This is a genomic window from Rhodovulum sp., assembly GCF_011048875.1.
In the GTDB taxonomy this organism is placed as follows: Bacteria; Pseudomonadota; Alphaproteobacteria; order Rhodobacterales; family Rhodobacteraceae; genus Rhodovulum; species Rhodovulum tesquicola.
The window spans coordinates 1-12,153 of the sequence record NZ_DSDD01000232.1; the positions used below are offsets into that span (position 1 = coordinate 1).

Below are 12,153 nucleotides of genomic sequence, written 5' to 3' on the forward strand. Positions count from 1 at the left end.
CCGCCGGGTTTGGCCAAAAAGCAACAGCGCGACGCGGCCTGGTATTATGGTCCGGCGGTCGGCGATGGCTATTACATCCTGCGCGAACCGCACCGTCTGCTCCTTGACCCGCGCCGGGACTATTATCTGCGCAATGACGGAATGGTTGTCCGCGTCGATCCACGGACGCGGGCGGTGATCGACATCGTGGATGCCCTCGACCGTCTGATCGACTGACCCATCAGGGTCCCCGCACATCCTCAAGCTGCTCGGCATGGCGCTCGACCAGGCAGCGGCCCTCCTCGATCGCTTCGGCGGCGCGGTGCAGGTCCAGCACCGAGACATGCGCAAGGTGGGCGCTCAACAGCACATGCGGCGGTTCGCCCGCGAGACGGCTGCGCCGGATCTGCCCGGTCATCACGTCGATGGCGGTCGAGACCACATCCAGATAGCTGGGCGGCCGCGGCCCCGGTTCGTCCGGCATCAGCCAGGACAATTGCTTGCGCATCCCCTCGGGCAACGCCTCGACAATCGCCGACAAGGGACCGTCCTCGGGCGGCGCGGCCTGCCAGAGTTGGCCGAACCGCTTGCCGTTGGGATTGACCGCGATGATGATATCAGCCCCCAGCGCCCGGGCCGCCGAGACAGGCACAGGGTTGGTCAGCCCGCCATCCAGCAGCCACCGCCCCTCGTGGTGATAGGGGCTGATGACCCCCGGAAGCGCGGCCGAGGCGCGCACCGCCGCCCCCAGATCACCCTTGGTCAGCCAAATCTCGCGCCCCGTCTCCATGTCGGTGGCGATGGCGGCGAAGGGACGGTCCAGATCCTCGATCCGCTCGGGCAGACCCAGATCCTTCAGCACCCGGGCAATCTGGCGCCCTTCGACCAGCCCGCCGCTGACCAGGCTGACATCGAGTAGCCCGACCACCCGCGCCCGCGTCATGCTCCGCGTCCAGTCCTCCAGCGCGTCGAGCCGACCCGCCGCATAGGCCGCGCCCACCAGCGCCCCCATCGAACAGCCCGCCACGACGTCAGGCGACAGCCCAAGCGCATCAAGCCCCCACAGAACGCCGATATGGCACCACCCCCGCGCCCCGCCCGAGCCCAGCGCCACCCCGATCCGGCCCCGGACCATGGCGCTATTCCGCCGCCAGGTTGCGGGGTTTCAGCACGTCCTTGAGGTAATGCCCGGTATGGCTGGCCGCCACCTCGGCCACCTCTTCGGGCGTGCCCTCGGCCACGACCCGACCGCCGCCGTCACCGCCCTCGGGGCCGATGTCGATGATCCAGTCGGCGGTCTTGATGACGTCCAGATTGTGCTCGATCACCACGACCGAATTGCCCTGGTCGACCAGTTCGTGCAGCACTTCGAGTAGCTTTCTCACATCCTCGAAATGCAGCCCCGTGGTGGGTTCGTCCAGGATGTAAAGCGTCCGCCCCGTGGCGCGTTTCGACAATTCCTTCGACAGCTTCACCCGCTGCGCCTCGCCGCCCGACAGCGTCGTGGCCTGCTGGCCGACCTGGATGTAGCCAAGGCCCACGCGCACCAGCGCGTCCATCTTCTCGCGGATCGCGGGCACCGCCTTGAAGAACTCCTGCGCATCCTCCACCGTCATCTCAAGAACATCCGCTATATTCTTGCCCTTGAAGCGGATTTCCAGCGTTTCCCGGTTGTAGCGGTGGCCCTTGCACGTCTCGCAGGTGACATAGACATCGGGCAGGAAATGCATCTCTATCTTGATGACGCCGTCGCCCTGGCAGGCTTCGCAACGCCCGCCCTTGACGTTGAAGCTGAACCGCCCCGGCTTGTAGCCGCGCGCCTGCGCCTCGGGCAGACCCGCGAACCAGTCGCGGATCGGCGTGAAGGCGCCGGTATAGGTGGCGGGGTTCGACCGCGGCGTGCGCCCGATGGGCCGCTGGTCGATGTCGATCACCTTGTCCAGATGCTCCAGCCCCTTGATCGTCTCGCAGGGGGCGGGCGTCTGGCGGGCGCCGTTCAGCCGCATGCTGGCGGTCTTGAACAGCGTCTCGATGGTCAGCGTCGATTTGCCCCCGCCCGAAACGCCGGTGACGCAGACGAACTTGCCCAGCGGGAAATCCACCGTCACGTTCTTGAGGTTGTTGCCGGTCGCCTTGACGACGGTGATCTTCTTGCCGTTGCCCTGCCGCCGGGTGGCGGGAACCGTGATCTCGCGCGCGCCCGACAGGTATTGCCCCGTGACCGAGGCCGGATCGGCCATGATCTCCGCAGGCGTGCCCCGCGACACGATCATGCCGCCATGCACCCCCGCCCCGGGACCAAGGTCGAGGACATAATCGGCCTCGCGGATCGCTTCTTCGTCATGTTCGACCACCAGTACCGAATTGCCCTGATCGCGCAGGTTCTTCAGCGTCGTCAGCAGCCGCCCGTTGTCGCGCTGGTGCAGCCCGATCGACGGCTCGTCGAGGACATAAAGCACCCCCGTCAGCCCGCTGCCGATCTGGCTGGCCAGCCGGATGCGCTGGCTTTCCCCGCCCGACAGCGTGCCCGCATTGCGCGACAGCGTCAGGTAGCCGAGGCCCACATTGTTCAGGAACCCCAGCCGCTCGCGGATTTCCTTGAGGATGGCGCGGGCGATCTCGTTCTTCTGGCTGCTGAGGCTGTCGGGCACGCGCTCGACCCAGGCCAGCGCCTCGCGGATCGACATCTGCACCACTTCACCGATATGCAGCCCGCCGATCCGGACCGCCAGCGCCTCGGGCTTCAGCCGGTGCCCGCCGCAGGCATGGCAGGGGCGATTGTTCTGGTAGCGCTCGAACTCCTCGCGGATCCAGGCGCTGTCGGTCTCGCGATAGCGCCGCTCCATGTTGGGAATCACGCCCTCGAAGGGCCGCGTCACGTTGTAGATGCGCCCGCCCTCGTCATAGCGGAACGGGATTTCCTCCTCGCCCGAGCCATACAGGAACACCGCCTTGATCTCATCGGGCAGGTTCTTCCATGGCGTGTCCTTGTCGAAACCGTAATGGCGCGCGATCGCCTCGATGGTCTGGCGGAAATAGGGCGACTTGCCCTTGCGCCAGGGCGCGATGGCCCCGTCCCAGACGGTCAGCGCGGCATCCGGCACCACAAGGCGTTCGTCAAAGAACAGCTCCACCCCCAGCCCGTCGCAATCGGGACAGGCGCCATAGGGGGCGTTGAAGGAAAACAGCCGCGGCTCGATCTCGGGGATGGTGAAGCCGCTGACGGGACAGGCGAATTTCTCGGAAAACGTGATCCGCTCGGGCTCGCCCTCGGCTGGCGCGGTTTCCAGCACCGCGATCCCGTCGGCCAGGTCCAGCGCGGTGCGGAAACTGTCGGCCAGCCGCGTCTCAAGCCCCGGCTTGACCACGATCCGGTCCACCACGACGTCGATATCGTGGCGGAACTTCTTGTCCAGCATGGGCGCCTCGTCCAGATCGTGAAAGACGCCATTGACCTTGACGCGCTGGAATCCCTGCTTGCGCAACTCATTGAATTCCTTGCGGTATTCGCCCTTGCGGTCGCGCACGATGGGGGCCAGCAGATAGGCGCGCGTACCCTCCTCCATCGTCATCACCCGGTCGACCATGTCCTGCACCTGCTGCGCCTCGATCGGCAGGCCGGTGGCGGGCGAATAGGGCGTTCCGGCGCGCGCGAACAGCAGCCGCATGTAATCGTAGATCTCGGTGACCGTGCCGACCGTGGATCGCGGGTTCTTCGACGTCGTCTTCTGCTCGATCGAGATCGCCGGGCTCAACCCGCTGATATGGTCCACATCCGGCTTCTGCATCATGTCCAGGAACTGCCGGGCATAGGCCGACAGGCTTTCGACATAGCGCCGCTGGCCTTCCGCATAGATCGTGTCGAAGGCAAGGCTGGACTTGCCCGAGCCCGACAGCCCGGTGATGACCACCAGCGCGTCGCGGGGGATATCGACGTCGATATTCCTGAGATTGTGCTCGCGCGCGCCGCGCACCTCGATGCGTTTCAGATCGGCCATGACTGCCCCCGGGGATGACGGAACAACACATAGGTGATGCGTGCCGGATTCCCAACGGAAAAAAGGGAACACAGGACGAACACACGCGCGCGCCCGCCGATTGCCGCTTAACAATCCGGCGCGGCTGCCTATAGTCTGCCCGACCTCAGCCAACAGGAGTGCGCGCCGATGTTCAAGATGGTGGATCTGATGCTCAGGCTCTATCCCAAGATCGACGAGATTCGCGCCCGGGACGCCGCGCCGCTGGCCGAGAAGGGCGAGATCGTCCTGATCGACGTGCGCGAGCCGCGCGAGATCGCCCGCTTCGGCAAGTGCAAGGGCGCGATCGAGGTGCCGATGCACATGATCCGCCACAAGGCCGACCCGAACGGCCCGCATTTCGACCCCGCGCTCGACCCCGCCAGGACCTTCGCGATCTATTGCGAGAACGGCGCCCGTTCGCTGGCGGCCGCCCGCATCATGAAGAAGCTCGGCTATGAAAAGGTCTACAACATGGGCAGCTTCCTCGAATGGCTGAACGCCAGGCTGCCGGTCGAGAAATAGCCCGGACCGGGCCGCGGGGGCCGACCGCACCGCCTTTCTGTCACGACGAAACGAATTGACGGCGCTGGCATGGCGAACCAAGCTGGCGGCAGGTCAACCAGACCATCTCGACAGGGAAGACCATGACAAAACGCCAAGCTTTGCCGCGTCCAGCCTTGCCATGACCCTCGCGGTCCTTGCCGTCCCGGCCTCGGCGGACACCCTGCGCCTCCTGACCTGGGGCGGCTACGCCCCCGAGAATGTCGTCGCCATGTTCGAGGCGGAAACCGGCCACAAGGTCGAGGTCACACTGTCGAACAACGAGGAGATGATCGCCAGGCTGCGCGCCACGGCCGGGGGCGGGTTCGACCTCGCCCAGCCCAGCCAGGACCGGATCGTCGGTCCGCAGGAGGAGTTCGGCATCTACAAGCCGATCGACCTGTCGAAGATCGACACCTCGCTGTTCATCCCCTCGATGCTGGACGCCACCAGGGCCAACACCACCGTGAACGGCGAGGTCTACGGCCTGCCCCATGTCTGGGGCACCGACGGTCTGGTGCTCGACCGCGCGCAGGCCGGGATGGTGCAGGATTACACCGATCTCTGCGCGCCAGAGGTGGCGGGCAAGGTCTCCTACCGGCTGAAACGGCCCACGCTGATCGGCTTTGCCTTCGCGATGGGCATGGACCCCTTCGCGCTTTACGGTGACGAGGCCGCCTATTCCGAGATGCTGGCCACGGTCGAGGCCAGGCTTGTCGAGTGCAAGCCCAACGTCAAGACCTGATGGGGCGGCGGCGACGAGCTGATGGGGCTGGTCCGCTCGGGCGAGGTGGTGGCCGCGATGGCCTGGGATACCGGCGGCTGGAAGCTGAACGCCGACAATCCCGACATCACCTTCGTCGCGCCCGCCTCCGGCGCGCTGGGCTGGGTCGACACCTTCGCGCTGCCCGCCAAGGGCCGGGCCGATGACGCCGCCTATGCCTGGATCAACTTTGTGATGCGCCCCGAGGTCGCGGCGATGATCACCGAGGCCGCGGGCAACTTCACTGCCTCGCAGGGCGCCGACACCTTCGCCCCCGACGAACTCAAGGCGCGCTACCAGGAAAGCTTCCCGCAAGAGGCGATCGACAACATCAACTGGTATCCGCCGGTGCCCGCGGGCCTCGAGGCGCTGGAAGGTGCCGTGCTCGACCGCATCAAGGCCGCGAACTGAACCGCGCGCGGGGGGCGGGCCATGCGCCTGCCCCCCGCCGCAAGCCCGGACGGCCCATGACCCCCGATCTCGAATGTGTCAGCCTGACGCGGCGCTTCGGTTCCGCGCTTGCTGTGGACGATGTGTCATTCGCCGTGCCGAACGGCGCGTTCTTCTCGATCCTCGGCCCCTCGGGTTGCGGCAAGACCACGATCATGCGGATGATCGCGGGCTTTCTGAACCCCAGTTCGGGCGACATCCTGATCCGCGGCCGCTCGGTGCTGGACACGCCGCCGAACAAGCGGCCGGTGAACATGGTGTTCCAGCACCTGGCCCTGTTCCCGATGATGACCATCGCCGAGAATATCGGCTATGGCCTGCGCCGCAAGGGGATGGGCCGGGCCGACATCGCGCGCCGCGTGGACGAAGCGCTCGAACGGATCGGCCTGCCCGGCATCGGCGCGCGCAAGGTCGATGAGCTTTCGGGCGGCCAGAAGCAGCGCGTGGCGATTGCCCGCTGCATGGTGCTGGAACCCGATGTCCTGCTGCTGGACGAACCGCTCGGCGCGCTGGACCTGAAGCTGCGCGAGCGGATGAAGGTCGAGCTCAAGCAGATGCAGGCCGCCTTCGGCACCACCTTCGTCTACATCACCCACGACCAGTCCGAGGCGCTGGTGATGTCCGACCGGATCGCCGTGATGAATCACGGCCGGTTCGAACAGGTCGGCACCGGGCAGGAACTTTACTACCGCCCCGCCACCGCCTTCGTCGCGGGCTTTGTCGGCGACACCAACCGCTGGACCGGCCGCATCGCCCGGATCGAGGGCGACGAGATGGAAATCGCCACCGACAGCGGCCTGACCCTGCGCGGCGCACGCCATGGCCGCCCGCTTTCCCCCGGCGACCGGACCCAGATCTTCGTCCGTCCCGAGGCGATCCGGCTCGCCCGCTCGGCCGCCGATCTGGCCGGGCTCGACAACCGCCTGTCGGGCCGGGTCGCGGCACTTCTGTTCAACGGCGCGGCCAGCCGCGTGATCGTGCAGGCCGGCGCCGAGGAGATCGAGGTGAACCTGCCGCAATCGGGCGAATTCGCCGATCTTTCCCGCGGCGCCGAGCTTCATGTCGGCTGGGCGGGAGATCAGGGCAATTGCTTCGCCGCCGGGGCCGCGCCATGAAGGCCGAGGCGCGGATGGGGCTGATCCTGCTGCTGACGCCGCTTCTGCTGTGGCTGTCGCTGCTGATCGTGATCCCGCATGTCGACATGGCGCTGGTCTCGCTGCGCGAGCGGGTGGGCGTCGGGCAATACCGCTTCGGCTTCGGCAACTACCTGACCTTCCTGAACGAACCGCTCTACCTGCGGACCTTGGCCCGCACCGCGATCATGTCGCTGAGCGCCACGGCGCTGACGCTCGCGATCGCCTTCCCGATCTCCTATTACATCGCCAAGCTCGCCCGCGGGCGCACCCGCTCGGCGCTGTTCCTGCTGTGCCTCGTGCCGTTCTGGGTGTCGGAACTGGTGCGCACCTTCGGCTGGATGATCCTCCTGCGCGAAACCGGCGTGGTCTCGAGCCTGCTGCAATGGGCGGGGCTGGTCGATCAGCCGGTCGAGATGCTCTACAACGACGCCGCGATCATGGTGGGGCTGGTCTATACCTCCATGCTGTTCATGGTGGTGCCGCTGGTCACCACGCTGGAAAGCCTGCCCGACGAGGTGACCGAGGCAGGCTACGACCTGGGCGGCAATGCCTTCAGCGTGTTGCGCGAAATCGTGATCCCGCATGCCATGCCCGGCATCGTCTCGGGGTCCATCGTGGTTTTCATGCTGTCGCTGGGCAATTACCTGACGCCCACGATGCTGGGCGGCAAGGACAGCCTGTGGTTCACCGAGCTGATCTATTCCCAGTTCATCGTCCGCTTCAACTGGGAACTGGGCGCGGCCTTCGGCTTCGTGCTGCTGGCACTGTCCTCGGTGATCGTCTGGGCGATGCTGCGGCTGACCGGCCAGACCCTGGCCCGGACCATGGGCTAGCGCGATGATCCCCACGATCCCCCAGCCCGCCCTTCTGAAAACCCTCTGGACGGCCTATGTCGCGGCGTTCTTCGCCTTTCTGGCGCTGCCGCTCGCGGTCGTCGCGGTCTTCGCCTTCAATGACAGCCTTTTCCCGTCGCCGCCCTGGCAGGGCTTCACGCTGGACTGGTTCTTCGGCGACACCCGCCCCCGGATCGGCGTCTTCCACGAACGCCCCATCCTGCGCGCCATCGGCACCTCGGCCCTCGTCACCACCTGCGTCTCGCTGCTGTCGGTCGGTGTGGGGCTGTCGAACGCCTTCCTGTTCAACCGTTACCGCTTTCCGGGCCAGGAGCTGCTTTATGTCCTGATGCTGCTTCCGCTGGTGGTCCCGGGCATCGTGCTTGGCATCTCGATCCTGGTCTTTTCCAGCCGCATCGCGAACGGGCTGTGGGACATCGCGCAATGGGACATCGACGCACTGCGCCCAGGCCTCACGCTGGTGATCCTCGGACAGTTCTCGTTCATCGCCACCATCGCCACGCTGGTGATCGGGGCGCGCCTGCAGAAATTCGACCATACGCTGGAAGAGGCCGCGCTGAATCTCGGCGCCTCCCGCCTGACCGCCGTGCGCACCGTCACCTTGCCCTATCTGGCCCCCGCCCTGGTCGGCGCCTTCGTCGTCGCCTTCCTGATGAGCTTCGAGAATTTCAACACGACGCTGATGCTGGTCAGCTCGGACGCGCCGCTGACCATCGCGATGTTCGACCGGCTGAAAGAGGGCTCGACACCCCTGCTGAACGCGGTCTCGCTGCTGCTGATGCTGGGCTCGTCGCTGCTGGCCCTCGTGATGATCGCGTTTCAGCGCCGCGGCTGAGCCCGCTTGGCGCGGCGGACCTTCTGTGGACGAATGACGGCGCAATGCGGGCAACAGGGGCCTTGGACCAGATGACCCGCACCGACCAGATCAACGGCGTGGCGCTCGGCGTAATTCTCGGCTTCGGGGCGGGCGCGCCGCTGGTCGTCTTCGCGGGCAATGCGCAGGACCACGCGATCCCCGCCCGCTCGCTGACCGCACTTGGTGCCGAGGATGTGGGGGCAGAGGTGGCGCTGCTGTTCGAGGAAGGCCGCCGCGACCGCCCCCTGATCGGCGGCAGGCAGGTCGAGCCGCCCCGCCAGGACCGCCCGCCGCTGGTGATCCGCGATGGCGAGACGGTGCGCGTCACCGCCACGGACCGGCTGGAACTGCGCGTGGGCAAGGCGCCCATCGTGATGCTGGCGGATGGCCGCATCACCATCCGCGGCAGCTACCTGACCAGCCAAGCCCCGGCGGCGAACCGCATCCGCGGCGGCTCGGTCAACCCGAACTGATGCCCGCGCCGGTCCTCGACCAGATCGTTCGCCAGCACGCCGAACAGGCCGCTTTCCTCTGGACAATCCACGACCGGCACATGCTGAACCCAAAGGCAAACGAGGAAATGGACGCCCTGCGCCTGTCCCGCCTGATCGAGCGGCTGGAGGCGCATCTGGACGGACTGCGCGTGGCGGGTGCAGACGGCCTGCGCATCGCCCGGGAGCTTTTCGCCGAATATCCCGAACCGGGCGAGCTGTTCTTCCTGCGCATGCTGCAACCCGGCGCCGCGGCGCTGCGCATCGCCGATCTCGACCTCGCAAAGGTGCGGGCCTGCCTGGCGGCGACGCTGGGCTGAGGATCAGCCCTCGCGCAGGATGGCGCGCGGCACCTTGATCCGTTCCCAGGCCCCGCGCCGCATCCGGAACAGATCGTCCGCGTCACAGGCCCACAGCGCGTCGTCCGACTGCTGGATACGCAGGATGTTCCCGAACCCGTCGTCCGGTCCGGGCAGCGCCGCGCCCGGCGGCGTCGTCGCTGAAGATGCCCGCGCCGGGGATCTTCTCGTCCCGGGTTTCCTCCTCTTCGAGGAAACAGACATCGCCCTCGTCGCTGCGCGCCACATAGACCGGCGCCGCGCCGGGGGCGTAGCGGCCCGAGGTGATGCAGACGATGGCACAGTCCACGTCGATCCGGCCCCAAGGCTGGGCCAAGCCCTCCTCCCGGATCAGGATCATGCTGTAGGGCTCGTCCGCATCCGGCCGGGACAGCGCGATGCACACCGTTCCGGGCACCCCGGCATCCCCGGCGACGATCCTCAACCCCCTGGGAAACATTTCAGCACCTCCCTCTCCTGATGACAGTCCGCGCCTTGCTGCTGGGCAGGCTGGTGGTGGTGCGGCCCGGTCTGGACGCGATCTTGGCATCCTTGACCTGCCTGGCTGCCATCGCGACCGCAAGCTTCTTGCAGGCGGGGGACGGGTTCGGGACCGAGTTTATCGACCGGACGCATTTCGCCTTGATCTCTGACATCGGCGCGGTGCCCGGCACGCTCTTCTTGCCCCCGGCCACGGCCATCGGCCTTGCCCCCAGCTTCTTCAGATCGGCAATGCGGCTGGAATGCAGCCCCGAATGCTGCTTGCCGGTCAGGCAGACGCATATGCCCTGGTTCAGCGACGGGGCGCCGGGCATACGCCCCCCGGTCGAACCGCGCGTGCCGGTGCGATAGCACATGTCCGGAACGATATGGTGCGCGTGACTGCCCTTCTTGCACTTGACCTTGTCGAAGGGTCCCATCGGCGGGCATTTCTTTTCGGCCGCGGTCAGCGGGCGGCCCGGATGCAGCCCGCCTCTGCCCGGAACACCGCCGCGCCGCAGGCGCCATCTTCGGAACGGGCCTCGATCAGCACCGGATCGCCGCCCGCATAGCCCTTGCGCGCAGCGCTCAACGCCATGCCGATCATCAGCGGCAGGTCCAGCCCCTCCGCGTCGAGCCCGTTGTAAAGGAACGCCTTTTCCCGCGCGAGCCCCAGCCCCGCCAGACGCAGCCCCGCCCGACGGGCCCCAGCGCCATGGGCCGGTAACTGCCATAGGGCGAGGTCACGGCCACGCCCGGTTCCTGCGTGTTGGGCAGGGGCTGGCCCGACAGACGCGACTGGTTTCTCACCTGCCCCCAGCCCAGCCCCACCGGATTCGGCCGATAGACCGCGGGCGCGGGATCGTCCGGATCGCCCCGGTCCGGCCCGCCAAAGGCGGTATCGTAGGAAAACCGCATCTTCGTGAAGGGATGCGGCTCGATCGCGGTGACCACCGGCCCCATCACGCGCCATTCCCGCGCGGCGATCACATCCAGCGTCCTGGACCAGTCCCCCACTCGGATGCCGACCCGCATCCCCTGCACCGGCCGCCCCCCGGGGGGCATGGGCGGACCCGTTCACGACCACGTCGCAGCGCGCCTTGCGAAAGGCGAAATCGGTTTCCCACAGCGGCGCGGAAAACCCCGGTGCGCCGGTGAATTCGGCGGCCATCACCAGCGGGCGCTGATCCTCGGCAATGGGGGGGCGCTCGCCCGTGTCGGGAAAGTCGAACGCGCTCTTGACCACCAGAACCAGATGCTCCCGCCCCGCCTTGTCCATGCCCCGGGTAAAGGCCGGGACGAAACGGGTCTGGTCCAGGATCTCCATGGCCTTGCCTCAATCGAACGCGTAGGTAGGCGAACCCCTCCGGGCTGCCGGTCACCGTCACCCGCGCCAGCGTGGAGCCGTCCAGCGTGCGGTTCAGGATCTGGCGGCTCAGTTCGGGCAACAGCGTGTTGGTCAGGATCGCGTCGATCATCCGCCCGCCCGACTCGATCTCGATGCAGCGCGCCTTGATCAGATCCATGGTCTCCTCGCCGATCACCAGTTCCGCGTCATGGCCGTTGCGCAGCCGTTTCGCGATGGATTTCAGCTTGAACCCCGCGATCAGTTCCAGCGCCGCATCCGAACAGCGGGTAATAGGGGATCGTCACCAGCCGCCCCAGCAGCGCGGGCGGAAACACCCGCAGAAGCGGCGCGCGCAGCGCGGCAGTCAGATCGTCCAGATCGGCATGCACCTTGCCGTCCTCGGTCATCGCCATGATCTCGTCCGTGCCGACATTCGAGGTCAACAGGATCAGCGTGTTCTTGAAGTCGATCCGCCGCCCCTCGCGGTCATCCACCATCCCCTTGTCGAAGACCTGGAAAAAGACCTCGTGGATATCGGCATGGGCCTTTTCCACCTCGTCGAACAGCACCACCGAATAGGGGCGGCGGCGCACGGCCTCGGTCAGAACGCCGCCCTTGCCATAGCCCACATAACCGGGCGGTGCGCCCTTCAGGGTAGAGACCGTATGCGCCTCCTGGAACTCGCTCATGTTGAAGGACAGCAAGTTCTGCTCCCCGCCATGAAACGCATCCGCCAGCGCCAGCGCGGTCTCGGTCTTGCCCACCCCCGAGGGCGCGCACAGCAGGAAGACCCCGATCGGCTTGTCGGTCGCGGCAAGCCCCGCATGGGCGGTCTGGATGCGGTTCGAGATCATCGCCATCGCGTGATCCTATCCAGCCCCACGACCCGCTGGCCCAGG

At 66.9% G+C, this 12,153-nt stretch carries 12 protein-coding genes and 4 pseudogenes; 8 read left to right on the top strand and 8 right to left on the bottom strand.

What is annotated here, in order from left to right:
- Positions 1 to 216, top strand: a pseudogene (locus tag ENN83_RS08125) (hypothetical protein); the annotation flags it as partial.
- A 4-nt stretch (positions 217 to 220) separates the two neighbouring features.
- On the opposite strand, the gene ENN83_RS08130 reads toward ENN83_RS08125, so the two are convergent.
- The gene (locus tag ENN83_RS08130) at positions 221 to 1,114 is read right to left on the bottom strand and encodes a patatin-like phospholipase family protein (RefSeq protein ID WP_287185841.1); all 894 of its coding nucleotides are present in this window, start codon (positions 1,112 to 1,114) and stop codon (positions 221 to 223) included.
- A gap of 4 nt (positions 1,115 to 1,118) precedes the next feature.
- A complete protein-coding gene (gene uvrA, locus ENN83_RS08135) occupies positions 1,119 to 3,977 on the bottom strand; it encodes an excinuclease ABC subunit UvrA (RefSeq protein ID WP_287185843.1) in 2,859 nt (952 codons plus the stop codon).
- Between the two features lie 168 nt (positions 3,978 to 4,145).
- Between uvrA and ENN83_RS08140 the strand changes: the two genes are divergently transcribed.
- From ENN83_RS08140 to ENN83_RS08170, 7 genes and pseudogenes are all read left to right on the top strand, one after another.
- Entirely contained in the window at positions 4,146 to 4,520 is a 375-nt protein-coding gene (locus ENN83_RS08140) for a rhodanese-like domain-containing protein (protein WP_287185845.1), read from the top strand.
- A gap of 160 nt (positions 4,521 to 4,680) precedes the next feature.
- Positions 4,681 to 5,712, top strand: a pseudogene (locus ENN83_RS08145) (extracellular solute-binding protein).
- A 56-nt stretch (positions 5,713 to 5,768) separates the two neighbouring features.
- On the top strand, positions 5,769 to 6,866 hold the full coding sequence (locus ENN83_RS08150) for an ABC transporter ATP-binding protein (protein WP_287185846.1): 1,098 nt from the start codon (positions 5,769 to 5,771) through the stop codon (positions 6,864 to 6,866).
- On the top strand, positions 6,863 to 7,720 hold the full coding sequence (locus tag ENN83_RS08155) for an ABC transporter permease (RefSeq protein ID WP_287185847.1): 858 nt from the start codon (positions 6,863 to 6,865) through the stop codon (positions 7,718 to 7,720). The genes ENN83_RS08150 and ENN83_RS08155 overlap by 4 nt, the downstream gene beginning before the upstream one ends.
- Before the next feature lie 4 nt (positions 7,721 to 7,724).
- On the top strand, positions 7,725 to 8,576 hold the full coding sequence (locus ENN83_RS08160) for an ABC transporter permease (RefSeq protein WP_287185849.1): 852 nt from the start codon (positions 7,725 to 7,727) through the stop codon (positions 8,574 to 8,576).
- Between the two features lie 71 nt (positions 8,577 to 8,647).
- Positions 8,648 to 9,070 carry a DUF6484 domain-containing protein gene (locus tag ENN83_RS08165; RefSeq protein WP_287185850.1) on the top strand — a complete coding sequence of 141 codons (423 nt, stop codon included), beginning with the start codon at positions 8,648 to 8,650 and terminating at the stop codon, positions 9,068 to 9,070.
- On the top strand, positions 9,070 to 9,408 hold the full coding sequence (locus ENN83_RS08170; protein ID WP_287185852.1) for a hypothetical protein: 339 nt from the start codon (positions 9,070 to 9,072) through the stop codon (positions 9,406 to 9,408). The genes ENN83_RS08165 and ENN83_RS08170 overlap by 1 nt, the downstream gene beginning before the upstream one ends.
- Before the next feature lie 82 nt (positions 9,409 to 9,490).
- Here the strand turns inward: ENN83_RS08170 and ENN83_RS08175 are convergent, their stop codons facing one another.
- The 6 genes and pseudogenes from ENN83_RS08175 to ENN83_RS08195 all read right to left on the bottom strand — a co-directional run.
- A complete protein-coding gene (locus tag ENN83_RS08175) occupies positions 9,491 to 9,886 on the bottom strand; it encodes a hypothetical protein (RefSeq protein ID WP_287185853.1) in 396 nt (131 codons plus the stop codon).
- Position 9,887: 1 nt separating this feature from the next.
- Positions 9,888 to 10,346, bottom strand: a complete 459-nt coding sequence (locus ENN83_RS08180) for a hypothetical protein (protein WP_287185855.1) — start codon at positions 10,344 to 10,346, stop codon at positions 9,888 to 9,890.
- A 26-nt stretch (positions 10,347 to 10,372) separates the two neighbouring features.
- A complete protein-coding gene (locus tag ENN83_RS08185) occupies positions 10,373 to 10,504 on the bottom strand; it encodes a hypothetical protein (RefSeq protein ID WP_287185857.1) in 132 nt (43 codons plus the stop codon).
- A gap of 8 nt (positions 10,505 to 10,512) precedes the next feature.
- Positions 10,513 to 10,941 carry a DUF2169 domain-containing protein gene (locus ENN83_RS08190; RefSeq protein WP_287185858.1) on the bottom strand — a complete coding sequence of 143 codons (429 nt, stop codon included), beginning with the start codon at positions 10,939 to 10,941 and terminating at the stop codon, positions 10,513 to 10,515.
- Between the two features lie 73 nt (positions 10,942 to 11,014).
- Positions 11,015 to 11,233: pseudogene (locus tag ENN83_RS17125) on the bottom strand (DUF2169 domain-containing protein); the annotation flags it as partial.
- A gap of 25 nt (positions 11,234 to 11,258) precedes the next feature.
- Positions 11,259 to 12,123: pseudogene (locus ENN83_RS08195) on the bottom strand (AAA family ATPase); the annotation flags it as partial.
- Between the last annotated feature and the right edge of the window lie 30 nt (positions 12,124 to 12,153).

Excerpts from the sequence above, each read along its gene's own strand:
- ENN83_RS08130 (WP_287185841.1), bottom strand. The coding sequence starts at position 1,114 with ATGGTCCGGGGCCGGATCGGGGTGGCGCTGGGCTCGGGCGGGGCGCGG.
- uvrA (WP_287185843.1), bottom strand. The coding sequence starts at position 3,977 with ATGGCCGATCTGAAACGCATCGAGGTGCGCGGCGCGCGCGAGCACAAT.
- ENN83_RS08140 (WP_287185845.1), top strand. The coding sequence starts at position 4,146 with ATGTTCAAGATGGTGGATCTGATGCTCAGGCTCTATCCCAAGATCGAC.
- ENN83_RS08150 (WP_287185846.1), top strand. The coding sequence starts at position 5,769 with ATGACCCCCGATCTCGAATGTGTCAGCCTGACGCGGCGCTTCGGTTCC.
- ENN83_RS08155 (WP_287185847.1), top strand. The coding sequence starts at position 6,863 with ATGAAGGCCGAGGCGCGGATGGGGCTGATCCTGCTGCTGACGCCGCTT.
- ENN83_RS08160 (WP_287185849.1), top strand. The coding sequence starts at position 7,725 with ATGATCCCCACGATCCCCCAGCCCGCCCTTCTGAAAACCCTCTGGACG.
- ENN83_RS08165 (WP_287185850.1), top strand. The coding sequence starts at position 8,648 with ATGACCCGCACCGACCAGATCAACGGCGTGGCGCTCGGCGTAATTCTC.
- ENN83_RS08170 (WP_287185852.1), top strand. The coding sequence starts at position 9,070 with ATGCCCGCGCCGGTCCTCGACCAGATCGTTCGCCAGCACGCCGAACAG.
- ENN83_RS08175 (WP_287185853.1), bottom strand. The coding sequence starts at position 9,886 with ATGTTTCCCAGGGGGTTGAGGATCGTCGCCGGGGATGCCGGGGTGCCC.
- ENN83_RS08180 (WP_287185855.1), bottom strand. The coding sequence starts at position 10,346 with ATGGGACCCTTCGACAAGGTCAAGTGCAAGAAGGGCAGTCACGCGCAC.
- ENN83_RS08185 (WP_287185857.1), bottom strand. The coding sequence starts at position 10,504 with ATGGCGTTGAGCGCTGCGCGCAAGGGCTATGCGGGCGGCGATCCGGTG.
- ENN83_RS08190 (WP_287185858.1), bottom strand. The coding sequence starts at position 10,941 with ATGCGGGTCGGCATCCGAGTGGGGGACTGGTCCAGGACGCTGGATGTG.